We start from the raw sequence: 25,763 nt of genomic DNA, 5'->3' as shown, positions 1-25,763 counted from the left end.
TTAAAGCATGCTTTATGGCACACTTAAGCAATTAATTTTACTGGCTAATATTTCTGCAAATGAACAGACCATCGCGTGCAATTTTAAAAGGTTTTGTTGACATGTTACCGCTTTGTTTGGCGGTGATCCCTTGGGGAATACTCTGTGGCTCACTGGCTATTCAAAATGGTTTTACTGCCCTTGAAACTCAAGCGATGTCTTTATTAGTGTTTGCGGGGTCTGCGCAGCTTGTCGCTATTGAGTTAATTGCGGGAAATACGCCACTACTCACCATTTTGTTTACTACCTTTATAATTAGCTCTCGGCATTTTTTATATGGCTTAGCGGTACGTCATAAAGTAATTGATCAACCTTTGAGCTGGCGTCTACCTGTAAGCTTTGTATTGACCGATGAGTTGTTTGCATTTTCGCACCACCCTAAAGCCTATCGTACAAAAATACGTTTAATTTACGCACTTAGCGCCGGTTTTAGCTTTTATATTGCATGGAATTTATGGACATTTATAGGCATTGTTGCTGGTACTATGCTCCCCGATTTAACCCATTTGGGCCTCGACTTTGCTATAGCCGCTACATTTATAGCTTTAGTTATTCCGGGTGTTAAAAGCCTCGCCTCACTCGTTACAGTTATAGTCGCAGGCATTAGCGCTACACTGTTTAAAAGTACCGGATTTGAGTTATGGCTGGTGAGCTCTGCATTACTGGCCATGAGCGCAGGATACTTTACAGCAAGAATAACTGCCAAAAAGGAGCGCAACTTATGATGACCACTATTTTACTAATGGCCTGTATTACCTTTTTTACCCGTTACTTATTTTTGCACCGCGCTTTACCCTTTAAAGTTGGGCCTAAAATGCAACAATTTTTAAGCTTTAGTGCACCAGCGGTACTTACGGCTATTTGGGTACCTATTGTATTTTTAAACGATGATGGCATTAATTTAAATTGGCAAAACCCTTATTTAAGTGCGGCTATAGTAGCTATTATTGTGGCTTATAAAACCCATAATATTTACTACACTACGATTGCGAGTATGGGATTATTTTTAATTTTAAATTAAAAAATAGTCTTAATATATACAACAACCATATTAAGCAATGTACTTAAAAGAGTAAATTGAGCATCAACAAAGATAAGGTAAAGCATAAATAATGCACAAGTTTCATCAGTTAAGCGCCACCAGTTTGCAAGGTAACACCATTAATTTTAGCGAGTTTGCTGGTAAAGTCGTGCTTATTGTAAACACGGCAAGCAAGTGTGGTTTTACCTACCAGTACGAGTCACTACAGGCTTTGCATAATAAATATGCTAGCCAAGGCTTAGTAATTTTAGGATTTCCGTGTAATCAGTTTAATCAGCAAGAACCCGGAGATGCACAGCAGATAGAGCAAGGATGTTTAATAAACTACGGGGTTAATTTTTTAATGGCCGCTAAAGTAGAGGTAAACGGAGAGCATGCTCATCCGGTATTTCGTTATTTGAAATCGACACAACCTGGCTTTTTAACTCGCAAAATAAAGTGGAACTTTACTAAGTTTTTAATCGCAGCAGACGGCTCACCAATTAAACGCTATGCACCCTTTACCAAGCCAGAAAAGCTAGAGCTCACCATTCAAAAAGCACTGCAACAAAGTAATAAGTAACGCCGCTTAAAAGTAATAAAGAGGCACACGGCCTCTTTATTGCCAATCTAATCAAAATTTAAACATACATAAATGCGTACATTTAGAGTCTAATTCACATTGGTACTTTAGTTATACTAGCGCAATTTAATCGGTGTAATCGCTTAAATCGTCTTCGCCTAGGTTTTTACGCAAGCGCTTTTGCTCAAGGTAGTCTTCCAACTTTTTCTTAACCTTTTGCTTGTTCTTATCGTGCTGATTACGCCCGAGCATTTCGTACTCGTCTTCAACAAAATCGTCATCTAGCGCATCGTAACTAAATGTCTTACCCACAACCCACTCCATAAAGTGTTTGAGACCAACCAAGGATTTTATAATCGCAATAATCGGTAAAATTAAAATGTTCGACACATAAAGTGCAATGCAGTTTAGCGCCAAAATAAAGCCATGTAGCTATCTTAAATAGCCTCCATGTCAATACTGTGAATAAATAGCGCTAAATTCGCTTTATGGAAAGTGAGAGTTTTTTATCGTATCGATAAATAAAATTAATTACTGCTCTAGCTTTAGCCAATTTGACTAAAAAATAGTTTTTTTATAATAAACCTTTGCTATAGACAATACTAAAAATAAAACCAACCTATTGTTTAATATAATAAAAAAACATTGGCACTAAACTTGTTATTACTTATTTATCATCAATAAAAAACTGAGAATAAATATGAAAAAATTACTATTAATGAGCACTTTAATATGTGCACCTGCCGTTGTGGCACATAATGATAACGATTCAACAGTGTCATTTAATAATGAGCAATGTAATGTAGAATTTAAAAATGATGTACGTATTAAGCCTGACGAACTAGAGATTTTTACCGCCAATAAGCAAACTATGCAATTTAATACCAATGGCAATTTAACCATTAATGGTGAATCGGTAGCGCTTAATCATTCCCAGCAAAAGGCGCTAACTCAATATTCAGATAGTTTACGCACGCAATTACCCGAAGTAGCAAATATAGCCTTAGAAGGCGTTAAAATTGCAGGTGTTGCACTGCAAGAAGTTGCTAATGCTTTTAATATTGATGGCCTCGATAATATCTCATCGTTAATGGACGACATTAAACTTGAAGTACAAAATACTTTTTATCAACAAGACACCTTTGTTATGGGCCAGCAAAGCTTTAACCAATTTGGTGAAAACTTTGAGCAGCAGTTTGAACAACAAATAGAGACCGCTGTTGAGTCTGCTGTAATGCAATCTATGGGGAGTATTTTAGTTGCTTTAGGTTCTGAATTACTTGGCTCAGGAGGCGACATGCAAGCCTTTGAACAACGTATGGAAAATATGGGTACGCAAATAGAAGAAAAAGTAGAGCAGCATGCCGATGCGCTCGAAAAACGTGCCAATGCCTTATGCGAAAATTTTGCCAATATAGCTAAACAAGAAGAACAGCTAGTAGTACAAGTACCTGAACTTAAAGGTTACCAATTATTTAGCTTTAAACAAAACTAGTTTACAAACTTCACTTAGGTAATTATTTAACATCCCTCTGCAGCCGTTACGCTTAACTTAACGGCTGTTTTTTATTGTGCCGAAAAACTTGTTACAAGCTGTTGTTCCCCTTTAAATTAGGCTACTTTTTTGCTAGTAAGGTAAGTTTACCTAGTGTGACAATTGCTTGCTCTATTTGCTCACTCCACTGCACACCATAGCTTAGCCTTATACAGCTTTTGTATTTATTTGAAGCTGAAAATATCAACCCTGGAGTAATGCTTATACCTACCTCAAGCGCTAATGAAAATAGCTTTTGGCTATCATACTCGCAGCCTAAGTCTAACCAAATAACACAGCCACCTTGTGGATCGCTGATCCGTGTACCTTTTGGCATGGCTTGCTGTAAGCAACGTCGCATATGCTCTTTATTCGTACGTAAACGCTGCCTAAGTACTTTTAAATTACGATCGTATTCACCGCTAAAAACAAATTCTGATAACGTCCATTGATTAATTAGTGAGGTAGAACAACTCAATGCTCTTTTATAACGCCTAGCTTGCCCTGCAAATTTCCCCGCAATAAGCCAACCAACACGATAACTAGGGGCAGCCGTTTTAGAAAAAGACGAACAACTTAGCACCAAGCCTTTTTTGGAATACGCTATAGCAGGTGTACCTCGTTTGGGTGTAAAGTATAGGTCGCCATATACGTCATCTTCAATGAGCACTACGTTATGGCTTTCAACTAGTTCCACCAGCTGTTCTCGATTTTTATCTGGCATAAAACTACCAACCGGATTACTAATAGCCGTAGAAAATAAGCACGCTTTAATATCGTGCTCATTAAGCGCCTGCGCTAAATCGTTTAGCCAAATACCATTATCTGGGCATAAAGGTATTTCAAGTGCTTTAAGGCCTAAACTTTCTATTAACTCTATAATTCCGTGATAGCAAGGGCTCTCTATGGCCACTACATCACCGGGCTTAGTTACGCATTTGAGTGCAATTGCCAGTGCTTCTTGCGCACCATTAGTGATCACCATTTCATCCATATTAATGCCAATGCCAAAGTTTAAATAGCGGTGAATAAGTTGCTTTTTTAACGGTGCATAACCATCCAGTGGCCCGTAATTAATAGCGCTACTACCAGCAAGCGTCATTACTCGGCGCATATTTCTGGCTAAGGCTTTATCGGTTGGTGCTGCAGCAACCGGGTTAGCCACTCCAAAAGGCACCACATGGGCCTGATGAATGGCTGTGTATACCTGCTCAATCAGCGCCTGCTTGTTAACAATCACGGGCTCGCGGCTCAGCTTAACTCGTTTTGGTAAGCTGCTTGCCATGTTAACGGCTTTTAAAAAGTAGCCTGACTTTTCGCGTGCCTCTATAACCCCTTGATCCTCTAGCGCTTGATAGGCCTGCTTTACCGTAGGAATACTTATATTAAGGTTGCTAGCCATTTTACGTAAAGACGGCAGTTTTTCTGAGGGCAATAAAGCCTGTTGAGCACTCATATCCCTGATCAGTTGAATAACTTGCTGGTACAAAAACTCATGACCTTGATGGCTAACCGCTTTTAAAATCATTACACCCTCAATCTGTATAGGTTACATATTCCATTTTCTGTATATGGTAAGTATACAGATAAGCTTTAAAATAGCAGCTTAATCGACTTTGGAGAGCAGTATTGAAAAGTGCAGCGCTATATATAACAACTGTTTTAATTTGGGGCTCAACCTGGTTGGCCATAGAGTTTCAGCTAGGCGATATTGCTGTTGAACTATCGCTATTTTATCGTTTTGCAATCGCGGCATTATTAATGTGGTTATATGTGGCATACAAAAAACCTAAAATGCGATTTAATTTAGTCGATCATGGTTTTTTCGTATTATTGGCCCTGTTTAACTTTGGCCTAAATTACTTAATGCTTTACTGGGCACAAAATCACCTTAGCTCTGCAATGACCTCGATTGCTTTTTCAATGCTATTAGTAATGAATATAGTTAATACCCGATTATTTTTTGGCAAACCTATTTCAAAACGAATTTATACCGGTGCTGTACTTGCCATTTTAGGTATCACCTGCTTGTTTTGGCCACAATTACAGCAACTCAACTTGAGTAACAGTGCATTCGTCGGGTTACTACTTGCTCTTGGAGGCACCTTTGTGGCTTCATTAGGAAACATGGTAAGTGTACGTAATTCACGCAAACAAATTGGTGTGTTACAAGGTAATGCTTGGGGCATGTTATACAGTGCCATTGGCTTAGCCTTATATGTATTTATAAGCGACGTGCAATTTAATTTCACTGCACCTACTAGCTATTGGCTGTCGTTATTGTACTTATCTATTTTTGGCACTGTAATCGCCTTTGCTTGTTACTTTGCACTGTTAAAAAATATTGGCCCCGAAAAAGCCAGCTATGTCATCGTACTGTTTCCTTTAGTTGCGGTAACACTAAGCAGCTTTTATGAAGGCTTTGAATGGCATGCAAATACCTTTGCAGGGTTTAGCTTAGTACTACTTGGTAACGCCATAGTGCTTACCCCAACAAAACGAATTAATGCCTTTTTAGCAAACAGAGCGGTTGCTAGAAGAGGCTCTGTCCCCAGTTAGACGCGTTATTAACGCAACTAACGCAAAAGCGCCTACTGTAAAGTAGGCGCTTTTTTATTGGTTAATATAAAAACAGCTGCCAAGTGTTCGTTATAACTCCTAGTAATACTAACTTTATTAAAAACACCATTTTGCTAAAAAGCTAAGTAATTCACCCATGCAATGCAAATATAAAGTGCATTACACCAACTTTTTTTAGAACTTTACTGGAATTTTTTTAACGCTCATAAAGTTAATTTTATAAACACTAATTAAACAGCATAAAAAATCATTTAATTAAAATAATTTAATCTGAATAAATAACCAAAAAAGAATGCTTTTATCGCATTAAAAATAAAAACAAACACAGAGACCCCATAACAAAAGGGATTTAAAAACTAACGGCGTGAATAAAAATGCAAAAACACCCAAACCCACCAAGTGAACGGCAGGTTAATAAAATCCTTTCGGATTAAAATAACTAATGCTTCGGGCTCAATTTTTATCGCTTTATTTTTAAACAATTAAGAGGCAGAATGCCCCCGTTTTCACCAACCACAACTCGGAGTTAAGTAATGAACCCAATTAACACATTAAATGAAACAGCTGCTACTCACATTGCCGTTAAACCAACAAATCGTAAAGCTAAAATGTTAGCAAAGCTTAATCGCTTCGGTAAAAGACTCGCTCTTGGTAGCACAGCTCAATATAAATAGTCACACAACCATGACTATTTATACGGTGCAGCAAGCACCCAACCACTAAATAAAGCTTCTTATTTAGCTCCCACTGCTTGCTGCAACCTATTTAATTTTACTAAAATTGTCTTTATTTCCCCTTATTTACAAAAAAAACCTCATTTTAGCCTAAATTTTAAGCAAACAGTCTTTTTGCTATTTACACATGCGTATGACCTAAGTATTATTCTGCGTCACGGAGAGATGGCAGAGTGGTCGAATGCACCGGTCTTGAAAACCGGCATAGGTTTGTAGCCTATCTAGGGTTCAAATCCCTATCTCTCCACCACATTTATATTGGTGGCTTTAATTTTTACTTCCATCAATAAAAAAACGGTTATGCGTTGGAGAGGTGTCCGAGTGGCCGAAGGAGCTCCCCTGCTAAGGGAGTATAGAGTTTGTAGCTCTATCGAGGGTTCGAATCCCTCCCTCTCCACCATACTTAATTTAAACCACTTAGTTGTGGTTTTTTTGTGCCTATAATTTAACACCAAGACTAAATTGGGAGGGTGAGATCCCTCGACAGGGTTCAACAAAATGTCGGGAACATTTTGGGCCGCTGCAAGCGTCGCGCAGCGATTGATTACATGGATGTAAGCAAGTCTATCCCTCCCTCTCCACCATACTTAATTTAAACCACTTAGTTGTGGTTTTTTATGCCTAAAATTTATAAAACTAAACAAATTGTACCAAACTATAACTTAGGGCATGATTAACTTAACTTTAAGCCAATTTAGGTTTAACTATGATCCGGGTTATATTGCTATCAATTTGCTTAACCGCGCCAACCTTTAGCTTGGCAGAAAACATTACTGTTTATAAATGCGTTATTAAAGGTGTTCCTACATTTAGCCAGCTGCCCTGTGCTCTAGATGCACAAGCCATTACGCTAAAAAATGTTAATGTAACCACAGCCTATAGCAATACAACTGCTAGCAGTAAAATTACAGATACTTCTGTTGATGATTACTTAAAAACGCAGCAAATTAATCGTGATATAAAACGCTACCAACTGGCTATTAAACAATATCAGCAGCAATACACAGAAAAAAAACAGCAAATTGATTACATGACGCAAGATAAAGCCAATCGTTTAGGGGCCTCCTCTATTGCCAATGCGATTGCAACTAAAACATCAGCTCTTAAACAGTCATACGATGCTTTAATTGGGCAAGCACAGCAACAAATAGAGGCGTTAAATCAGCAAAAAGAACAACTTAATCAACAACCTTAATCGCTTTTTTTATAACCGCTATAAACTTATGTATTGCGTCGGCGCTGTTATATATATGCGGTGAAACTCGTATACCAAGCTTTCTGGCATCCACACTAATCCCTGCACTATTAAGCTCATTCAATACATGTTGTTGCTGCATGTTAAAGTTTAAAATAGCAGTACCACTGCATTGATGCTGCAGCGTGGGCGACACAACATATTTACCCAACTGTTGCTGAATAAGCGCAAGCATTGCTAAATTATGCGACCTAACTTTATCAATTCCCAATGCGGCAAAATAGGCAATACTATTGGCTGCAATAATATAAGGTACAACTGAGGGAGTACCGCCCCAAAATTTAAGCGCTCCCTTGTTATAAATAAAATGATTTATATCAAACTCAAAGGGATTTTGATGAGAAAACCAGCCAACATCTTTAGGCTCACAAACAGCTATTTGCTGTGGGTTAACCCATAAGTAAGCAGCACCAGGGCCGCCACATAGCCATTTAACGCTAGAGCCAATCATAAAGTCAGCATTTAAGGCGGTTAAATCAAGCGGTATCACCCCTGCAGATTGCGCAACGTCAATGATTGATAAGCTATTCGTTTTTTTACTCAAAGCAACAATATCGTGTACAGGGGCTTGTACCCCTGTATTTGAATATACGTGACTGATAAAAACTAAATCTATGTTATCCGTTAAATAACGCTGCCAAACGGTAATATCGGTTAAGTTTTCATGTTCAGGAATAAATGTTATTTGCGCGCATTTTGGCAAAGCTTTTTGCATCGCAAAGCCCATACTTGGAAAGTCGCTTTGCGTCATTAATACTTTGCAATTTTTTTGCTGTAATCGCGGATGCGACATTAACAATTTGGTTAAGCCGCTGGATAAGTTAACTTGTGGACAAAATTGCTCGCTAGGCGCATTAAATAACTGCCCTAATGCGGTATTAAATTGCTCGACTGCAGGTAACCATTGCTGCCAGGGTTCTTTATTTGACGATTCCCACGGCGAAAAATAATGAGCCGCTAAATGCTGCTGACTATTTTTCAGTGGACGCCCTACTGAGTGGCTTAATAAATAACAGCCTTCGGCCATACAAAAATCGTGTTGATTCATCTTATTTAATCCACTGTTTTAGCAAGTTTATATCGTCGTAACGTGTTTTTATATCGTCGCGTTTAGCGCTGGCACGTTTATCACGGAGTTTTTCTAACGAATCGAGCAAAACATGTAATGGTGGGCCACTGGCTGTTACTTTACTCATATGTTGCTGTTGCATTTGCTTTGACGGTTGCGCAATAAATTTTTCAACCAATTGATTATGATGACCGATTGCAGTGTCACCATGTAATTTACACACCTGAATAAATAGCTTTGCGTGGTATTTAAACCAGTCATTGTCTTTATATTGCTGCGCCTGTAAAAAGTCATCCATAAAGCTTTGCATGCGCATTGCTTCGCGCAATATTTGCTGATCTTCTGGCATCATATATAAAAACTTATCCACCAGCATTTGTGAATAACTTGGCTCGTTGGCACTACACAGCCCAAGTAGCATATCGATAACGTTTATGCCGGCAAAATCTCCCGCATTAGCACCTCTGTATATCTCATTGCCTACTCGATGCGGTTTATAATAAGGGCGCACACAATTAAAAAAGCGCTCTGTGTCTAACTGGGTATAAAGTGCATTATTCGATTCAATTACATCTATTAACGCTTGTTTTGCTACTTTTAATAGCTCGGCACAGGTGGGGTGCGAAATACCTAATGGTAATATTTTTAATAATGCATCGCTGGCGCGTTTATATGCCAAAATACCTTGGGTGTTGTAATCAATAAATAGTTTTTCGTCGGGTAAATTAGTAAAACGTTTATACGTGCCATTTAGCGCTTTATTGTGCGTGGTTAAATGGGCAGTCGCAAAGCGTGGCGTTACTCCAATAGAGGCACCTATATGCATTGCTAGTGCCGACGCTTCTACCAATGGCGATGTGGTCTCACGGCTTGGCTCGGTAATTTCATGACGACGACACGCCGCCATAAAAAGCCCTACATTACCGAGCAAATCAAACGCACTATCAAAACCTTCATCGGTATTTCCCTCCGCTAATAAATTACTTATTAATGCGTTACCTTCATCTTTTAATTGCTGTTTTAAAGGCTCTCCCAACCCCTCTACATTGGCTTTATCATCTTGTTGCCAGTAAAGTTGCTCAAGCTCGCTGTTTATCTGTGGGAAGGCGCTTCTTATCCATCGATCAAAAATGGCTGTATGGGTGCTCATTATTGTTTCCTGTTATTATAGTTATCACTAAATGCTAACAGAGTTTAATGAGGGTAAAACGCTAAAAAAATTAGTAATTATCAACATCATTAGCAATAATCACTACAAATATAAAAATAATTAATAAGAATCTATATATGCTCGATAAAAAAGATCAGCAATTGCTCATTGCCTTACAAGCCAACGCCAGAATGTCTGTTGCAGATCTTGCCAGTCATATTAGCCTCTCAGATACGCCCTGCCTTAGACGAATTAAAAAGCTAGAACAAGCTAGTATTATTACCGGCTACCACGCTGCTATTAACCCAAAGGCACTTAAACTAAACGTTTTGGTGTATGCATTTGTACGTTTAAATCAAAATTCGGCCAGTGCTGCCCGGCAATTTGAGCAACACGTAGAAAAGCTCACTCATGTGCTAGAGTGTTCGGTAATATCGGGAAGTTACGACTATTTACTAAAAATAATTGCGCATGATTTAGAAAGCTATGAGCAGTTTGTTAAGCATCAACTAGGGAGCTTAAGCTGTATCGCTAATATAGAATCAACCGTGGTGTTAAAGCAGTCTTTTAGCAAAAAACAATTACCATTATAAAAAATACCGCAAATAACTTACTGTTAGCTATACTGATATTTTAAATTGGGAATATTACTTGTACAGGGATTTATGTGAAAAATTTTAACTCCAAGTATTACTCTAGTGTTTTTTACATTATTTTTTCTTTAGCCTATTTTTTTGTAGGAGTAATACTTACCAAGCTAACCTTTAACTCGCAAATTATTCCGGTTTGGTTACCTGCTGGTATAGCCTTAGTTGGCTGCTTTGTGTGGTGGTGGCGATTTATTCCTGCGCTATTTTTAGCGGCTCTCGCATTTAATTTAAATTTTTTTGCTAATACAACTCATGAAATGGTATTGGTAGGAAATTCATTAAACGAGGCTATGTATATTGCCTTTGGGGTGGTATTGCAGGCCATGGTTGGGGCCGCAATATTAAAGTTTTGGTTAGGCCACCCTCTGCGCCTTAAAAAGCGCCAAAACATTATTTATTTTATTGTAGTTGTAGGTGTTTTAGTCAGTTTAATTTCGGCTAATTTTGGCGTGTTTGCACTAAGCCAATTTAATGCAATGTACAGTGCAGATAATCACTGGAAAAACACAACTTACTGGTGGTTAGGTGATATTTTAGGGGTGTTAATTGCCACTCCATTTTTACTTTCGTTATTACCAGAGAAGTCTGATAACTATAATATTTCGGTGCTACCGACACTTTCGGTATGTTGCATTTTATTTGTATCAGTAGCGGCCACCACACAATTATACGATAGTGAAAGCCGTATTAATGCGATAAAAATTGCTGAGCGCGAAGTGCAAGTGATAGAAAACAGCCTGTACCGCTATACTAATCGCAGCATTATTGCAGTGCAAAGTTTAGCTAGCCAAGTTCAGTCATCGCCAACATTAAGCCAGCAAGACTTTAATCAATATGCCAACACCCTACTTGCTAAGCACTCATTTATAAAAGCTTTATCATGGAATGTAAAAATCCCATCTCATCAACGCCAAGCATTCTCTAAAGAAATTTCAAGCATTTATAACTTAAATTATGATGTTATTGGTGAACCTTTAGAGCCAAACGATCCACTCGTTATTGTAAAATATATAGCACCGTTTAATAGCAACCAAAAAGCAATTGGGTTTAATGTATATTCAAACCCAGATCGCAAAGCATCCTTACTCAACCCCGCAATAAAGTATCAGCCAGTGGGAACTAAAATAATTCAACTCGTACAAACTGAGCACTCTGATGCTGCTTACTTATTATTTGCGCCTGTATATTCTCAATCCAATGAAAAAGAAACTATTAAAGGCTATGCCACAGGCGTATTTTTAGTCCCTCAAATTATTAAGCAGGCCATTACTGAGCAGCAGTCTAAAATGTTTTCGATTGCTATTTATGAAGATATAAACAAACCCGCATTTTACAGTAACTCAAACAATCTTAATGTTGCACAAGGCAGTAAGCTAATATCGTTTAATGTCGATTTTGGCGGGCAACAATGGATCGTAAAACTGGCACTTAAAGATGCCTTTTTAGCTCAACATAATAATCAACTCACCTTACTGCTGCTGATACTTCAAGTAGTTGTATGCTCATTAATTTTATTGATTTTACTACTGTTTAATCAGCAGCAAATTGCACTTACTCGCCAAGTAGCAGAGCGTACTTATTCGTTAGCACAAGCAAAAAAGCAATCTGATTTGGCTAACCGGGCTAAGAGTCAATTTTTAGCTAATATGAGCCATGAAATACGCACGCCACTAAATGCTGTTATTGGCTTTTCTTCGCTTGCCCGTAAAGAAGACGACGCCAATACCCTAATTGATTATTTAGATAAAATAAATTCGTCATCTAAAAGCTTATTAAATTTGATAAACGATATTCTCGATATATCTAAAATTGAATCAAAACGGCTAGTGCTTGAACGTATTCCATTTGATTTAACCGCACTTATTCAGCGCATTAATACTATGTTTGAACAAAGTGCTGCAAGCAAAGCAATTGTGTGGAAAATAAATAGCAACATCCCTAAAGACACTTGGTTTGTTGGCGATCCAATGCGATTAGAGCAAATAATGCTTAATTTATGCAGTAACGCTATTAAATTTACTAACGCTGGCAGTGTTACTTTAAATGTAGATACGCAACTTATTGCGCCCAATAAAGCACAGCTAACAATTGCCGTTATTGATACCGGAATAGGTATAAAAGCAACTCAACATGAAAAGTTATTTAGTGCATTTACTCAAGCCGATAACTCTACTTCTCGGCAGTTTGGTGGCACCGGCCTTGGGTTAGCCATAGCCAAAGAGCTTAGTGTATTAATGAATGCAAATATAGCGCTACATAGCGAGCTTGATAAAGGCTCTACTTTTACATTTACATTAGAAATAGAGACGGTTAAAGCGCAAGAACCCCTTATAAAACCTACAGATAATACTAATATAGCCGCTTTAAAAATTTTAGTGGCCGAAGATAACCCGGTTAATCAAATGGTTATAAAAGCCATGCTTGGCTCACTAAAAATTGTGCCACAGGTTGTTGAAAATGGTGAACTTGCAGTTAATATTATAAAAAAACAGCATTTTGACCTAGTGCTTATGGATTGCCAAATGCCAGTAATGGATGGCTATAGAGCAACGGCACTGATCAGGCAATTTAAAACGGCTGAGGAACTGCCAATTGTTGCCTTAACTGCCGACGTTATGCCCGAAGACAAAGCACACGCTCAGGCGGTTGGTTTTAATCAACACCTTGCAAAACCGCTTGAACTAATTAAGCTAACCGAGTGTCTTGCTCAATATGCAGTGGTTTATGAACAATAATAGTGTGTTTTTAAAAATATTTTTAACTTGTATGCTTAGCTTTTTGCCTCACTTAGCTGTCGCTGAAAATTGTATTACGCAGGCAAGCGATTTTGAATTTATTAAAAAGAGTAAACAGCAAGGCCTATTACGCTATACAAAGGATCACCACCAAGCGTATTTTGATTACCAAGCGGGTGCCCCATTTAATAGCTACCTCAATCATGCGTATCAGTATATTAGTGTAGCTAATCCTCGCGCTGCTATGCCATGCCCTGTATTTACTCAAACGTATCAGCAACTAGTTACTCAAGGCAGTCGTAAGCCTAACCCCACTATTGCCGACATTATTGCTCCTTTTGAGTTAAAACATTCACAAAGTAAAAAAGCGGTATTACTCGTGCACGGCCTTACCGACTCTCCTTTTACCTATCACGATTTAGCCCAAGTGTATTATCAGCAAGGTTATACCGTACGCACTATTTTGTTACCCGGCCACGGCAGTGCTGCTAGTGCGTTACAAGATGTAGACCTACAGCAATGGCAACAAGCTGTGCGTTACGCTATAGAGCGCACAACACAAGACTTTGATGAGGTTATTTTAGGGGGCTACTCTACGGGGGCCGCACTACTTATAGACTATGCAATCACGCAAGCGCTTTCATCAAAAATAACGGCGCTTATGTTATTTTCACCGGGCTCCGAGCCGCATAATAAACAAGGTTGGATAGCCAAGTGGCTTGATTTAATCCCATTTTTAAATTGGATAGATAAAGACGCCGATGTTGATTTTGCTAAGTATGAGTCGTTTCCACTCAATGCTGCAGCAGCCTCATATGATGCAATGTCATTGGTTAGCATTAAACACTTAAGTAAGCGCCCTGCTTTGGCATTGCCTGTATTTAGCGTAATAAGCGATATTGACGCGACAATTGATAGCCATGCCACCCTTAAATTATTAAATGCACTACATAATACTAATTTAAGTCGCTATAAAAAACTCGATACCCTAGTGCTTTATGGTAGCAGCACTATTTTACCCCCAAATTTTGCAGCAGATTACAGAGTATTAAATCCGCAGTGTGCCAGCGAAGCATGTCTAAAAATCCATGGTATATCGCATATTGCCATTGTTAACTCACCACAAAATCCGCATTATGGTATTAGTGCCTCTTATCGTAATTGCGGCAGTTTTATTGGCGGCGAAAAGTTATATAAAACCTGTAAAACCACAAAAAGCCCGCAACTTGGAGAACGTACAGCTGCTAACTTAAAGCAATATCCCACCTTACAACGATTAACCTATAACCCCTTTTTTCCTGAGCTTAAAAAACAAATAAGCACCTTTATAAAAAACGTAGAACACGCACAAGGTAAGTAGTAATGGCGACATTTTCGCATCAATGGTTTAGTAGTATTAATCAAATAGAGCGAGCGCATTGGCAACGTTTGTTTGGCGACGAGCCATTTACCCAACATGCTTTTTTATACGCATTAGAGCAAAGTCAGTGTGTTAATCAACAAAGTGGTTGGCAGCCTTATCACTTAGCTATTTTTGAGGGCGAAAATATTATTGCGCTGGCACCTGGCTATTTAAAAAGCCACTCTTACGGTGAATATGTGTTTGATTGGGCCTGGGCAGAAGCATACGAGAAACATGGCTTAGAGTACTACCCTAAATGGTTATGCGGTGTGCCATTTTGCCCCATTGAAGGTAGCCGTATTGCTATAGAGCACAGCAATCCTAGTTTAGTGTATAAATACATTACAGAGTTACTAAACCTGCACAGCAAAGAGCAAGGCTGGTCTGGTTGGCACGTTAATTTTTGCAACTTAGCCCAAGCCACACACCTCACTGAGCAACACGCTATGCTTAGAGTGGGTGTGCAATTTCAGTGGTTTAATAAAGGCTTTACATGCTTTGACGATTTTTTAAATACGCTTAATTCACGTAAGCGTAAATCACTAAAAAAAGAACGCAGCAAAATAACTCAACAAAACATTACTATTGAATGGCTGCAAGGGATGCAAATTACGCCTGAAATTATGCAGCTATTTTGCGAATTTTATCAACGTACTTATTTAAAACGCTCTGGCCACTTAGGCTATTTAAATATGCCCTTTTTTAAGCTTTTACATGCGCTAATGGCCGACAAGCTAGTCATTATGCTAGCCAAAAAAGAGGACGCTATTATTGCCGCAACCCTTAGTCTAATAGGAGCAGACACACTGTATGGGCGGTATTGGGGGGCAAGCGAAGAGGTAGATTCTCTGCACTTTGAACTATGCTATTACCAAGGGATTGAGTTTGCAATAAAGCATAACCTCAGCTGTTTTCATTCAGGGGCACAAGGTGAGCATAAAATAGCACGCGGTTTTGCCCCTGTATTAACCTACTCAGCTCACCATATAGTTGATAATAACTTTAGCAACGCAATTAGCGATTACTTAAAACGTGAACGCCAGCATATTAATATTTATAAAGATCAATGCAGCGCATTACTGCCGTTTAAAAATCAGTAACTGATTATTAGCAGGCATGGCTATATCACTTATTAACGTTAGCCCTGCTTGCTTTGCTAATAGCTCAACTGCTGCAAAATCTCTAATACCGCTAAGTGGGTCGCGCTCTATTAAAAAGCGATTAAAGTCGTTATTACTTTGGCTAGTAAACTCGCCTTTATATTTAAATGGCCCGTAAATACATACTATGCCTTGGTCATTTAAATGCTGTTTTACACCCGCAAAAAAATGCTCTACAAGTTGCCAGCTTACAATATGAAAAGTATTAGCCGTGTAAATAGCATCCACTTTATCTATTGGCCACGCATTGTTTAAGTCAAGTTCAAGGGGAGCATGTAAATTGGTTAAATTAACCTCGCGGTGCCATAAATTAATACCTTCATGATTAATCGCTCTGTCGCTGCTATACCATTGTAAATGCGGCAACTGCTGAGCAAAGTACACGCTGTGCTGACCTGTACCTGAGCCTATTTCGAGCACCGTTTTGGCATTCGCTAACACAGATTTTAACTGCGCTAAAATAGGCTGTTTATTATTTTCACACGCTTGTGAGAATGGCTTGATCATTTTTACTCTCAAGGTTAAAGACTGATGCGCAACAGTAAAACAAATTTAGCGTATTTTGTCGTGCGCTAATGTACGCTTTAAAGCCAGTTAATTAATCTATACTTTTATAGCTGTACTTTACATTGAAACACCTAGCTCAAAATGTAATGACAACTATTATCAAATAACCCTTGCAATTTACCACACCAGCCTACAGATAGAGTACAAGGTTTACTTACAATAAATAATTACCAAGCGAGTGCGTAATGAGCATTCTCAGCCGCTGGTTTAATCCTTTTAAGGAAGAATATTATGACTCAGTTTAGAACAGAATCAGATAGCATGGGCGAGTTACAAGTCCCTGCTAATGCACTATATCAAGCGCAAACTCAGCGCGCTGTGAATAATTTTGCCATCAGTGGTTTAGCTATGCCTAAGCAGTTTATAACCGCCCTTGCTTACATTAAACAAGCGGCAGCGCAGAGCAACTTTGAGCTTGGGCACCTAAGCAAAACTAAAGCTAAAGCAATAGAGCAAGCATGCCAAGAAATTATTGATGGTAGCCATTATGAGCATTTCCCGGTCGATATATTTCAAACTGGCTCGGGTACTAGCTCAAATATGAATGCCAATGAAGTGATTGCCACTTTAGCAAGCCGGCTAGGCGATGAAAGCATTCATCCTAATGATGATGTAAACATGGGGCAAAGCTCTAACGATGTGATCCCTACTGCCATTGCCCTGAGCAGCGCAATAAATGTGGTGTACGAATTACTCCCTTCACTAGAAAAACTATCACAGCATTTAGAACACAAAAAAGCCGAGGTTGGCGCTATAGTAAAAACCGGCCGCACTCATTTAATGGATGCTATGCCGGTTACTTTTGGGCAAACTCTAAGTGCCTGGCAAACGCAAATTAACCATGCCGCGGCTGGTATAAGGCATAGCCTAGAGCGTGTTTGCGAACTAGCGCAAGGTGGTACCGCTGTAGGAACAGGTATTAATGCCGATCCACAATTTGCACCGCTATTTGCTAATAATCTCAGTGCCAACGTAGGTATTAGATTTACGCCTAGCAGTAACTTTTTTTACAATATTGGTTCGCAAGATGCCATTGTCGCGCTTTCAGGGCAATTAAAAGTACTTGCTGTAGCGCAAATGAAAATAGCCAACGACTTGCGCTGGATGAACTCTGGTCCATTAGCTGGTTTAGGTGAAATAGAGCTTGAAGCACTGCAACCCGGATCATCTATTATGCCCGGCAAAGTAAACCCAGTGATCCCCGAAGCGGCAGCTATGGTGAGCGCCCAAGTAATTGGTAACGACGCTACAATTACCGTTGCCGGCCAAGCAGGTAATTTTGAGCTAAATGTAATGCTGCCGGTAATTGCTTATAATATTCTACAAAGTATAGAGTTACTCGCTAATAGCGCCCAAGCACTGGGAGATAAAGCCATTGCTAGCTTTACAGTAAATCAGCTAAATATTGATAAGGCACTGGCTAAAAATCCTATTTTAGTAACCGCGCTAAATCCGGTGATCGGTTATGAAAAAGCAGCCAAAATAGCGAAACAAGCATATAAAGAAGCTCGCCCAATTATTGATGTTGCCGAGCAAGAAACTGATTTATCGCGCAGCGAGCTCGAAAAGCTACTTAACCCCAGCAAGTTAACCCAAGGCGGGCTGTAAATATTCACAGTAATTAATAACGGCTTTAATTGCTTGATAATAGAGTTTTTATTGCCGTAACAAATGCACAGTGTATGATAGTGGTGAATAATTCACCACTATCAGGATTTGTTATGCGTACACCATTGCTAGCTATATTTTTACCACTGTGTTTAACCGCTTGTTTAGATAACCCCGTAGCAGAAACAGAAAAAACAACTGCCAGCGAAGCAACAACGCCATCGCAGCAAAAACTACAACAACTGCAAAAAAGTAACAAAGCAGAATTACATGCCCCAGCCGAAAAACTATCAAATACTGCCATGAAAACAGTTACTCTTGATGACATTAAAACAGCTAAAAATGAATTAAATACGCTCATTGCTAATAAACAATGTGATAGCAGTACGCAGTGCCAAGTAGAAGCTGTAGGTAGCCGAGCATGTGGCGGCCCAAGTAGTTATATAGTGTATTCAACGACAACAGCAACAACTGAGCAAGTCACTGCATTAAGTAAAAAAATCACTACTTTTGAAAGTAACTATAATGCCCAAAATCAAATGGTCAGTATTTGCCAACATTTAACTGCGCCAAGCACGCAGTGTGTAGAAAATAAATGTGTTAAACTTGAAGGCTCAGCAGTAAGTGTATTTTAAGGATAAGGTTATGAGTTGTTTGCCATCAGCAATTAAACTATCAATTGTAAGTATTGCTACTAGTATTTTGTTACTGAGCGGCTGTGCTAGCACAACATCGTCAAGCAATGATCACGGAACGAGTTTAGCGAGTCTTAATAGTCAACTTAACGATATTGTTAGTAACAATAGCTGTACAGCTAGCTTTCAATGTAAAGTGCTTGAAGTAGGTGCCCGTGCGTGCGGTGGGCCAAGTAAGTATACGGTGTACTCAACACTTAATACCCAACAAGAACAAGCTGAGCAGATTGCACAGCAAATAACAGCACAAGAAAACACGCTAAATAAGGCACAAGGCTTAACTGACTGCCCATCAGTGCTTGAAGTACAATCACTATGTATTAATCAGCAATGCCAACCTTTTGAAATAAAATAATGCTGCAAACAATTTAATTTCAGCGTTATCCTAAATATGGGATTAACGCTGAAATAATTACCACCATTACTAAACAAATCCCCGCCTTAATAATATAGTGCATTGGCATTTTGTTAAGCACCCAATACGCATAAATAAAACGCACAAAGTAGCTTGCCGCAGTACCAAATAATGCAAAAATTAGTAAGTAAGCAATTAAAATTATATTCACGGCAACTCGTTATTTTATCGTTTTAGTTTAAGGGCATAGCGTCTATAACATAAAACTACTTAATTTTTTTTGTATGAGCAATCAAAAGTTCTGCAACGCGTTGCTTTACTACGCGCTTATCATCACTTTGCACATCAAAACGGCTTGCAAGCTGTGCTATTTCATCGTCGTTTAAATTAAACGATAGACGCTGTCGGGTTTTTTTAGACTTTACATCCAAACCGAGTATTTTGCGGATCATATCTGAAGGTGTTAGCTCTTGATCAATCGCTTGCTTTTTTATCGACTTTTGTACTTCGCTACTTAGATCAAATGCCATTTGCGTGGCACGCACTGCCTGCTCTTGGCGTAACCACTTTTCTTTAGCATCACTCACTTAGCGTCTCCTGGAAACAAGTCAACAATGTCGGTAATTGGCCGCGTTAAGGTAAGCGATACTTCGGTTTCGCCACCATCCCAAATCTCAATATTTAAACCAAAGCCTTTATCATCAGACTCTAAACAAATCATTTCACACAGCTCACCACCTTCTTGCTCATAACGTGGAAGAGCTTGATTGCGATAGTCTTTATTATGAAAATAACACACAAATGGCGATTCGCTTTGCTGATAGTTGTTAGCTAAAAACTGCGTAAAACGCTCTGGTATATTTTGCACTGTGATATGCGTTAAAGACTCTTCATCAAAAATACGCGCAAACTGATCAAGGCCAAATATATCTTCTACTTCATCACGTTGTACTTTTATAGAAAAGTTAGCCCATTGCTCACCATCTTCTTGCTCTATTTGTAAAAATACCACTTGGCCGCTGTCACTTTCCAACACAAACTCAGTGTCACTACTGTGTTGATACTGGTAAGTTTGTATATCAATAACGCGAAGAGTTTGCCCTTTTAACCACGCTGGATAAGCAAATGAATCGATGACAGTAAACATGTCACCTTTTTTAAGCTCACTGGCATGATTAAGCTGACGCTCTGGCTCTTTTTTAGATTTGAAAAAATTAAACATAGGAAGGCTGCCTTCTAAGCAAAAAAGGTAACTAAGCTAAAGCCTGGTTACCTTTTTAAATATGAACGTAATTATTAGCTATTTTGCTTGGCTTTAATACGCGCTAAAATATCAGCACTTTTTGGACTGCTGTCGCCAATTCCGGCTTCTGCCATTTTCGCTTTTAAATCGTCGCCGTTTACATCGGCTTCAAGCTCTTTAGCTGCACCTAACTGATCTTGACGGTCTTGCTGGCGTTGCTTAATACGCTCAAGTGATTGGCGAGCCGATGTCATAGACGAGCTGTTAGTGTTTAATGTGCTGTTTACAGCCATAGTAGCTTGTTGCACGCTTTCTGTGGTTTTAACCATAGTTAGCTGGCGTTGGTTTTCTTTAATCGACTTTTCAGCTTCCTTAACTTGCTGTTTAAGCGCTACAATATGATTGCTAAAACCAGATAATACTTGTTCGTTCTCTGCTTTTTCAGCTTCAAACTCGCCAATTTTTTCTGCAATTTCTAATGCTAAAGCTTCGTTGCCTTTTTCCAGCGCTTGCCCAGCATAAGCTTCATGCTCAGCAATAGATGCATCTACAGCGCTAATTTTACGCTTAGTTTGCATTTCTTTCGCCATAACTTCTGTTAAGCTTTTTTTAGCACGGTGCAAAGCATTTTGTGCATCTGCAATTTCTTGCTCAAAAATACGGATACCGTTTTTATCTACAATTGCTTCGCCTGCTTCACGCGCGCCGCCACGTACTGCTGTAAATAATTTTTTTAAAATACTCATAATCTTAACTCCACTAAATCGCTACTAATCGTTTAAATACATGGTCACGGCTTCTAGTGCATCAATAGCATTATCGGCTAATGTCACTAGTTCGTGGGTAATGTCATCTAATGATGAATTTACCGACAGTGCGCCAAAAATCGCGTATTTATTATCGATTTTAGCAAATGCACTTAATGGAATTGGCACGTTTAAACGTAGTAATGTTTCGTTTAACTCGTTACGTAATTCCGGCTTAACTTCATCTTCGTCAAACAAGTAGCTAATGCATAATAACTGCTCTTGTGTTTGCGTAACAAAAATTGGAAGCTCATCATTTTCATCAACAATGACTTGTAATACATCTTGCTCACCTGGATTAGCAATCAAGAAAGACTCAAAGTTAGCGCCTTCTGTTTCAAAAGAAGCTAATTTTATTGAAAGTTCATTTAATTCCATGTCTCTGCCTTTTGTCGTTTGACATATTATGTCTGAGTTAAGATTCTCATGACTGACATATTATGTCAACCATGTTTTATTAGTTTTTATACAATTCGCTTTCTATTTGCCATGCTGTACGGTAATAATCGTACAGTTGGCCAGAGCCTAACCTATTGACTTCAATATCTTTAATATGTTCGAAATAATTATTCGGAAAAATAAAACTAGCCAGTAAATATTCTTTACTGATCCACCTTGATGGTATCGGCATTGCGGTTACATCGTTGATTCGCCCACTAGCCGATTGCCCCATTTTGGTAGCTATAGTCCAGCCCCACTGTCCAAATGAAGGAATGTTTTGTTGATACTGCTCTACATATTCAAATCCAGCCGCTTTAACCGTTTTAGCAATACTTAAAAAGGCTTTTTTAGCATGATAAGGCGAAGTTGACTGCACCGCCATTGCGCCATCTGGTGCTAGTAATTGGCGTACATGATTATAAAAGTAGTCACTATACATTTTATTTAAATCGGGATGATTAGGGTCAGGTAAATCAATTAAAATAGTATCAAATTGCTTTGCCTGATCGAGCAACTTTTCAACTTCTAAAAAGGCATCACCAACAATAATATCTGCACGCGGATCATGCATAGATTTGCTATTAAGGCTTAACAACCGCTGGCTAATATCTTCAGGCGAAGTAAATTCAGCATCTTTATGGCCAAACAAATTAAGCAATTGCCCATCAAGGTCAATCAGGGTTACTTTGCTCACCGGCCACTTTAAAACATCTCTAAGTGCCAGCCCATCGCCACCGCCAATGATCAGTACCCGCTCATGACGGTTTGACGCCAACATAGCCGGGTAAACTAACATTGAATGATATATTTGCTCATCAACACTAGAGAACTGTAAGCGCCCATTTAAGTATAAATCGGTTATTGGCTGCGGCTGATTTTTACTTAACCGCTCGGTTAGTACCACATGTTGATATTTAGTGGCTTGAGAATAAATAACCTTGTCTTTGTATAAAACATTGCTCAAGTTATCCATCCAACTACTACCCAATACCAATATAAACGCAAATAATACTAGTAATAACAGGTGACACGCTAATAACAGTTTGGCAAAGCGTACATAGGTGTGATACCGCCATAAAAAAGCAAGCCCAGCAATTATATTAAACAGCGCAGTCCACGCGGCTGCTTGCATTATGGGCATAGACAACATAATGCTAACCCAAATAGCCGCGCCAATTCCGGCGCCTATATAGTCGGCACCATAAATTGTTCCTGCGTTATTTTCTAAAAAACGGCCATAAACATGCTGACGAATACGCGCAATAAGCGGTATTTCCATACCAATAAACAAGCCAAGTATAAGGCCAAATACATAGGGTAAAAAACGCGACCACTCTTGTAGCTTTTGAAATACATAGCCATTGAGTACTACGTCGGGAGGTAAATTAAAAATACTCGAAAACATATGCGGCAGTGAATAGCTAACAGCAATAACGCCGGCAATGGCTAAAATACAGCCCATACCAATCAAAGCAATTATACTTTCTAGCCAAGCAAAGGCGGTAAATGCATCTTTAAACCAACGTGCTAAAAATGCGCCAATGCCCATTGCTACTATCATAGTGCCGATCATCGCATAAATAGCGCTTTCTACTGAGCCAAGTACCCGCCCCGCATAATGAGACAGTAAGTATTCATAAATAAGGCCACACCCTGCGAGTACGGCCATAACGGTAATAAGTAAAATATCGTGCCCAAGTAAACTAAATTTACTTGGGCTTTTTATAGTTGATGACACTCGATTATGCGCCTAATAGTGTTGCCATAGTTATACCTACCGCAAATGATAACGCTGCAGAAATAGCGGCTACACCCACATTTTTTTGACGGTTCACTTCATCTGAAATATCACAGCCAGATAAAATTATTTTAATTGTCACTAAGTGCAAAATAATAAATACCAGTAAACTCACTACTGCACTTATAGCCCAGTACAACAAACTCGCATTAATATTATCGGCTACATAAGGCGCAATCCCCGTTGCTGCGGTAATGGCTAATGCGCTGCCAATTAAAAAACCGGCATAACGAATACCCACGGCTAAGTTGCCATCAATAATTGCTTGCTGTAAGCAATCACCACTTTTATTGGTGCGCTTAAACAGCTGTACGCGATATTGGCTCACTAACAACAGCACTAGGCTGCCAATAACAAAAGCAGCAACCACAATTGGTAAACCATGCCAACCGTCGGTAGCCACCCACAGCAATGCCGAGCGAATTACAATGGCGACACTAACAACGTGGCCAAAGTCGATAACAGCCGCAGTCACGTTACCTTTAACTATTTCGCTATGTAAGCTCACTTTACGCAGCGCAACTTTATCTTGAAAGAAATGCCCAAGCTTAATAAGTAAAATAGCCAGTGCACCATAGCCCAACATTTGCAGAGCTTCTTGCTGTAATGACACTGCAAAAGCACCGCTGCTTACACCTGTAAGCACAATCGCCAATGCAACTAAACCCGCAGCAAAACTAATACCAAATGCAAAGTTATCACGCTCAGTAATTTCATCATTAGCATGCAGGTTAGATACCCAACCCTTAATATATTTAAGACTCACAAACAGCAAAACAATAATTGCAAAATCAATCGCCAGCGCTTGTAGTGACCACATTGTTATTCCATTAAATTCATACATATTACTCTAACTCCAACTTTATTCTTTTACTTACCACGGCTCACGCCACGAGAGGTTCTACTACCGCTGTTACGAACTGAGCCCGAGTTATTGCTATAACTACTCGAACGAGAATAACTACTGCGACTTTTAGGTGGTGTGTAGCTACTTCGGCTTAAGCCTGACGCCCCCGTTTTTTTGCTCGCATAAGGGCTAGTAAACTGCTTACCTTGGCGTTGATATGATTGACGCGTACGTGTTTCTAGCGTGCTCTGCGCTTTAATTTGTTTTGGGCTTGAGTAGCGCGTGCGGCCGTAATCATTGTAATAACTATATTTACGACCTCGGCTCCAGCTACCATATTCAACACGATTGAATACATCCCCTAAAATACGATACATACCGTACCATTGCCAAAAGCTAGTACCATTGCTGTTAGATTGCCAGTTACCATAATTAGGATTACCCACCATTTGGTTACCAACTCCAGCGCCTTCAGCTTGCTGACTAATAGCACCAATACGCGCTAAATTACCTTTAGACATATCCGCAAGCATATTAATAGGATCGGTTAACGCATCTGAAAATAACGTAGGCTTTGCAGCTTCGCGCAATAAGTCAATACTGTGCAAAGTATCTTCGTAAGGAGGAATAAGGTAGGTGCCCTTAATATCTTTAAGTCGCTGTGTTAAACCACTATAAAGTGCACCTTGACGAGTGGCGTCAAGGGTAATGACATCAACAACTTTTGAAAGTTCTGGTTGCTGATTTTTAAGCTGAACACCGTATTCTTTAAGTAATAATGCATTACGCAAACTACCATTATCAAGCGCAGTACCTAGCTGTGATAGCTCAACCTCCGCTTTTTTAATCGATTCTTGAATTGTTTTTTGCAGTTGCTCTTCTTTAGATTGGCAACCCATAAGCACCGCAAACAAACAAAACAGGCTGAGAAGTTTCCACGCTTTTATATTTGACATTCATGTCACCTGATTTACTGAATTAACCTCAGTAGTTTTACACAGGTCACTTATTAAACCAACAGTGAAGTTGCAACAAAATGATTTTAAAAATGAATTTCTAACTTGAGAATACAACGATTGTTAAAGGCTACAGGCTCCTTGAGCTATTTTTGATGCTCTTTATCGTCGGGTATCGCTACGCTCGTCCAACCTACTTGGGAGACTTGTGTACATTACTCACCCACACTTCACTTTTCTGCAGACGTAAAAAAGCCCGACTATTTCTAGTCGGGCTTTCTACAATTTGGAGCCTGGCAATGTCGTGGTGCCCACAGCGGTGGAAAATCACAGTGCAAATGCACCACATTCATTCGCTAGTGGTGATGTTTTTATGATTTGAGTGTCGGGTGTCGCTACGCTCGCCCGACCTACGCGGGAGACTTGTGTACATTATTCACCCACATTTCACTTTTCTACAGACGTAAAAAAGCCCGACTATTTCTAGTCGGGCTTTCTACAATTTGGAGCCTGGCAATGTCCTACTTTCACATAG

Annotated in this window: 27 protein-coding genes and 2 tRNA genes; 16 read left to right on the top strand and 13 right to left on the bottom strand. The window is 39.2% G+C overall.

Annotation, left to right across the window (positions count from 1 at the left end):
- Positions 1-59: 59 nt before the first annotated feature.
- From I6F41_RS13625 to I6F41_RS13615, 3 genes are all read left to right on the top strand, one after another.
- A complete protein-coding gene (locus I6F41_RS13625) occupies positions 60-764 on the top strand; it encodes an AzlC family ABC transporter permease (RefSeq protein ID WP_089367537.1) in 705 nt (234 codons plus the stop codon).
- A complete protein-coding gene (locus I6F41_RS13620; protein WP_182684258.1) occupies positions 761-1,060 on the top strand; it encodes an AzlD domain-containing protein in 300 nt (99 codons plus the stop codon). The genes I6F41_RS13625 and I6F41_RS13620 overlap by 4 nt, the downstream gene beginning before the upstream one ends.
- Before the next feature lie 91 nt (positions 1,061-1,151).
- The gene (locus I6F41_RS13615; protein ID WP_011326789.1) at positions 1,152-1,643 is read left to right on the top strand and encodes a glutathione peroxidase; all 492 of its coding nucleotides are present in this window, start codon (positions 1,152-1,154) and stop codon (positions 1,641-1,643) included.
- Positions 1,644-1,769: 126 nt separating this feature from the next.
- Here the strand turns inward: I6F41_RS13615 and I6F41_RS13610 are convergent, their stop codons facing one another.
- A complete protein-coding gene (locus I6F41_RS13610) occupies positions 1,770-1,955 on the bottom strand; it encodes a PA3496 family putative envelope integrity protein (RefSeq protein ID WP_007579801.1) in 186 nt (61 codons plus the stop codon).
- 388 nt (positions 1,956-2,343) lie between these two features.
- Here I6F41_RS13610 and I6F41_RS13605 point away from each other — a divergent pair, with 388 nt between their 5' ends.
- Positions 2,344-3,138, top strand: coding sequence for a YggN family protein (locus tag I6F41_RS13605; RefSeq protein WP_089367535.1), 795 nt, complete (start codon positions 2,344-2,346; stop codon positions 3,136-3,138).
- 121 nt (positions 3,139-3,259) lie between these two features.
- Here the strand turns inward: I6F41_RS13605 and I6F41_RS13600 are convergent, their stop codons facing one another.
- Positions 3,260-4,705 carry an aminotransferase-like domain-containing protein gene (locus I6F41_RS13600; protein WP_011326786.1) on the bottom strand — a complete coding sequence of 482 codons (1,446 nt, stop codon included), beginning with the start codon at positions 4,703-4,705 and terminating at the stop codon, positions 3,260-3,262.
- 101 nt (positions 4,706-4,806) lie between these two features.
- On the opposite strand from I6F41_RS13600, the gene I6F41_RS13595 reads away from it, so the two are divergent.
- From I6F41_RS13595 to I6F41_RS13575, 5 genes are all read left to right on the top strand, one after another.
- Positions 4,807-5,736, top strand: a complete 930-nt coding sequence (locus I6F41_RS13595; protein ID WP_011326785.1) for a DMT family transporter — start codon at positions 4,807-4,809, stop codon at positions 5,734-5,736.
- A gap of 554 nt (positions 5,737-6,290) precedes the next feature.
- Positions 6,291-6,431, top strand: coding sequence for a hypothetical protein (locus I6F41_RS13590; protein WP_167376929.1), 141 nt, complete (start codon positions 6,291-6,293; stop codon positions 6,429-6,431).
- Positions 6,432-6,650: 219 nt separating this feature from the next.
- Positions 6,651-6,741, top strand: a tRNA-Ser gene (locus tag I6F41_RS13585).
- 57 nt (positions 6,742-6,798) lie between these two features.
- Positions 6,799-6,891 (top strand) — tRNA-Ser (locus I6F41_RS13580).
- 306 nt (positions 6,892-7,197) lie between these two features.
- Positions 7,198-7,686 carry an RNA-binding protein gene (locus I6F41_RS13575; RefSeq protein WP_182684257.1) on the top strand — a complete coding sequence of 163 codons (489 nt, stop codon included), beginning with the start codon at positions 7,198-7,200 and terminating at the stop codon, positions 7,684-7,686.
- Here I6F41_RS13575 and I6F41_RS13570 read toward each other — a convergent pair.
- Together I6F41_RS13570 and I6F41_RS13565 are read right to left on the bottom strand one after the other, a co-directional pair.
- Positions 7,670-8,794, bottom strand: a complete 1,125-nt coding sequence (locus I6F41_RS13570; RefSeq protein ID WP_182684256.1) for an aminotransferase class V-fold PLP-dependent enzyme — start codon at positions 8,792-8,794, stop codon at positions 7,670-7,672. The two genes, I6F41_RS13575 and I6F41_RS13570, sit on opposite strands and share 17 nt — an antisense overlap.
- A 1-nt stretch (position 8,795) precedes the next feature.
- Positions 8,796-9,965 carry a PrnB family protein gene (locus I6F41_RS13565; protein WP_011326782.1) on the bottom strand — a complete coding sequence of 390 codons (1,170 nt, stop codon included), beginning with the start codon at positions 9,963-9,965 and terminating at the stop codon, positions 8,796-8,798.
- Positions 9,966-10,102: 137 nt separating this feature from the next.
- Between I6F41_RS13565 and I6F41_RS13560 the strand changes: the two genes are divergently transcribed.
- The 4 genes from I6F41_RS13560 to I6F41_RS13545 all read left to right on the top strand — a co-directional run bounded on the left by I6F41_RS13560 (position 10,103) and on the right by I6F41_RS13545 (position 15,852).
- A complete protein-coding gene (locus I6F41_RS13560; protein ID WP_011326781.1) occupies positions 10,103-10,558 on the top strand; it encodes an Lrp/AsnC family transcriptional regulator in 456 nt (151 codons plus the stop codon).
- 74 nt (positions 10,559-10,632) lie between these two features.
- Complete coding sequence (locus tag I6F41_RS13555; RefSeq protein ID WP_182684255.1) at positions 10,633-13,350, top strand: ATP-binding protein; 2,718 nt, start codon at positions 10,633-10,635, stop codon at positions 13,348-13,350.
- Complete coding sequence (locus I6F41_RS13550; protein WP_182684254.1) at positions 13,340-14,710, top strand: alpha/beta hydrolase; 1,371 nt, start codon at positions 13,340-13,342, stop codon at positions 14,708-14,710. The genes I6F41_RS13555 and I6F41_RS13550 overlap by 11 nt, the downstream gene beginning before the upstream one ends.
- Before the next feature lie 2 nt (positions 14,711-14,712).
- Positions 14,713-15,852 carry a GNAT family N-acetyltransferase gene (locus I6F41_RS13545; RefSeq protein ID WP_011326778.1) on the top strand — a complete coding sequence of 380 codons (1,140 nt, stop codon included), beginning with the start codon at positions 14,713-14,715 and terminating at the stop codon, positions 15,850-15,852.
- Here I6F41_RS13545 and I6F41_RS13540 read toward each other — a convergent pair.
- Positions 15,829-16,419, bottom strand: coding sequence for a DUF938 domain-containing protein (locus I6F41_RS13540; RefSeq protein WP_089367530.1), 591 nt, complete (start codon positions 16,417-16,419; stop codon positions 15,829-15,831). The two genes, I6F41_RS13545 and I6F41_RS13540, sit on opposite strands and share 24 nt — an antisense overlap.
- Positions 16,420-16,710: 291 nt before the next feature.
- Between I6F41_RS13540 and I6F41_RS13535 the strand changes: the two genes are divergently transcribed.
- The 3 genes from I6F41_RS13535 (at position 16,711) to I6F41_RS13525 (ending at position 19,137) form a co-directional block, all read left to right on the top strand.
- Complete coding sequence (locus tag I6F41_RS13535) at positions 16,711-18,087, top strand: class II fumarate hydratase (protein WP_179807272.1); 1,377 nt, start codon at positions 16,711-16,713, stop codon at positions 18,085-18,087.
- A 113-nt stretch (positions 18,088-18,200) separates the two neighbouring features.
- Positions 18,201-18,722: a hypothetical protein gene (locus tag I6F41_RS13530; RefSeq protein WP_011326775.1), complete on the top strand. Its 522-nt coding sequence runs from the start codon at positions 18,201-18,203 to the stop codon at positions 18,720-18,722.
- Between the two features lie 10 nt (positions 18,723-18,732).
- Positions 18,733-19,137 carry a hypothetical protein gene (locus I6F41_RS13525; RefSeq protein WP_011326774.1) on the top strand — a complete coding sequence of 135 codons (405 nt, stop codon included), beginning with the start codon at positions 18,733-18,735 and terminating at the stop codon, positions 19,135-19,137.
- 25 nt (positions 19,138-19,162) lie between these two features.
- On the opposite strand, the gene I6F41_RS13520 is transcribed toward I6F41_RS13525, so the two are convergent.
- From I6F41_RS13520 to I6F41_RS13485, 8 genes are all read right to left on the bottom strand, one after another.
- Positions 19,163-19,348, bottom strand: a complete 186-nt coding sequence (locus tag I6F41_RS13520) for a hypothetical protein (protein ID WP_011326773.1) — start codon at positions 19,346-19,348, stop codon at positions 19,163-19,165.
- 55 nt (positions 19,349-19,403) lie between these two features.
- A complete protein-coding gene (locus I6F41_RS13515) occupies positions 19,404-19,724 on the bottom strand; it encodes a hypothetical protein (protein ID WP_041454305.1) in 321 nt (106 codons plus the stop codon).
- Positions 19,721-20,359, bottom strand: coding sequence for a DUF4178 domain-containing protein (locus tag I6F41_RS13510; RefSeq protein ID WP_179807273.1), 639 nt, complete (start codon positions 20,357-20,359; stop codon positions 19,721-19,723). Before I6F41_RS13510 ends, I6F41_RS13515 begins: the two co-directional genes overlap by 4 nt.
- Positions 20,360-20,433: 74 nt before the next feature.
- The gene (locus I6F41_RS13505) at positions 20,434-21,126 is read right to left on the bottom strand and encodes a PspA/IM30 family protein (RefSeq protein ID WP_011326770.1); all 693 of its coding nucleotides are present in this window, start codon (positions 21,124-21,126) and stop codon (positions 20,434-20,436) included.
- Positions 21,127-21,150: 24 nt separating this feature from the next.
- A complete protein-coding gene (locus I6F41_RS13500) occupies positions 21,151-21,564 on the bottom strand; it encodes a YjfI family protein (RefSeq protein ID WP_011326769.1) in 414 nt (137 codons plus the stop codon).
- A gap of 79 nt (positions 21,565-21,643) precedes the next feature.
- Positions 21,644-23,365: a polyamine aminopropyltransferase gene (locus I6F41_RS13495; RefSeq protein ID WP_011326768.1), complete on the bottom strand. Its 1,722-nt coding sequence runs from the start codon at positions 23,363-23,365 to the stop codon at positions 21,644-21,646.
- Between the two features lie 4 nt (positions 23,366-23,369).
- Entirely contained in the window at positions 23,370-24,269 is a 900-nt protein-coding gene (locus I6F41_RS13490) for a DUF350 domain-containing protein (protein WP_011326767.1), read from the bottom strand.
- Between the two features lie 26 nt (positions 24,270-24,295).
- Entirely contained in the window at positions 24,296-25,228 is a 933-nt protein-coding gene (locus tag I6F41_RS13485; RefSeq protein WP_011326766.1) for a hypothetical protein, read from the bottom strand.
- Positions 25,229-25,763 lie beyond the last annotated feature (535 nt).

Origin of the sequence: Pseudoalteromonas sp. SCQQ13, from assembly GCF_015864415.1 — a bacterium.
In the GTDB taxonomy this organism is placed as follows: Bacteria; Pseudomonadota; Gammaproteobacteria; order Enterobacterales; family Alteromonadaceae; genus Pseudoalteromonas; species Pseudoalteromonas nigrifaciens.
The sequence above is the reverse complement of the archived record's forward strand: the minus strand, read 5'-3'. Positions and strand labels throughout refer to the sequence as shown.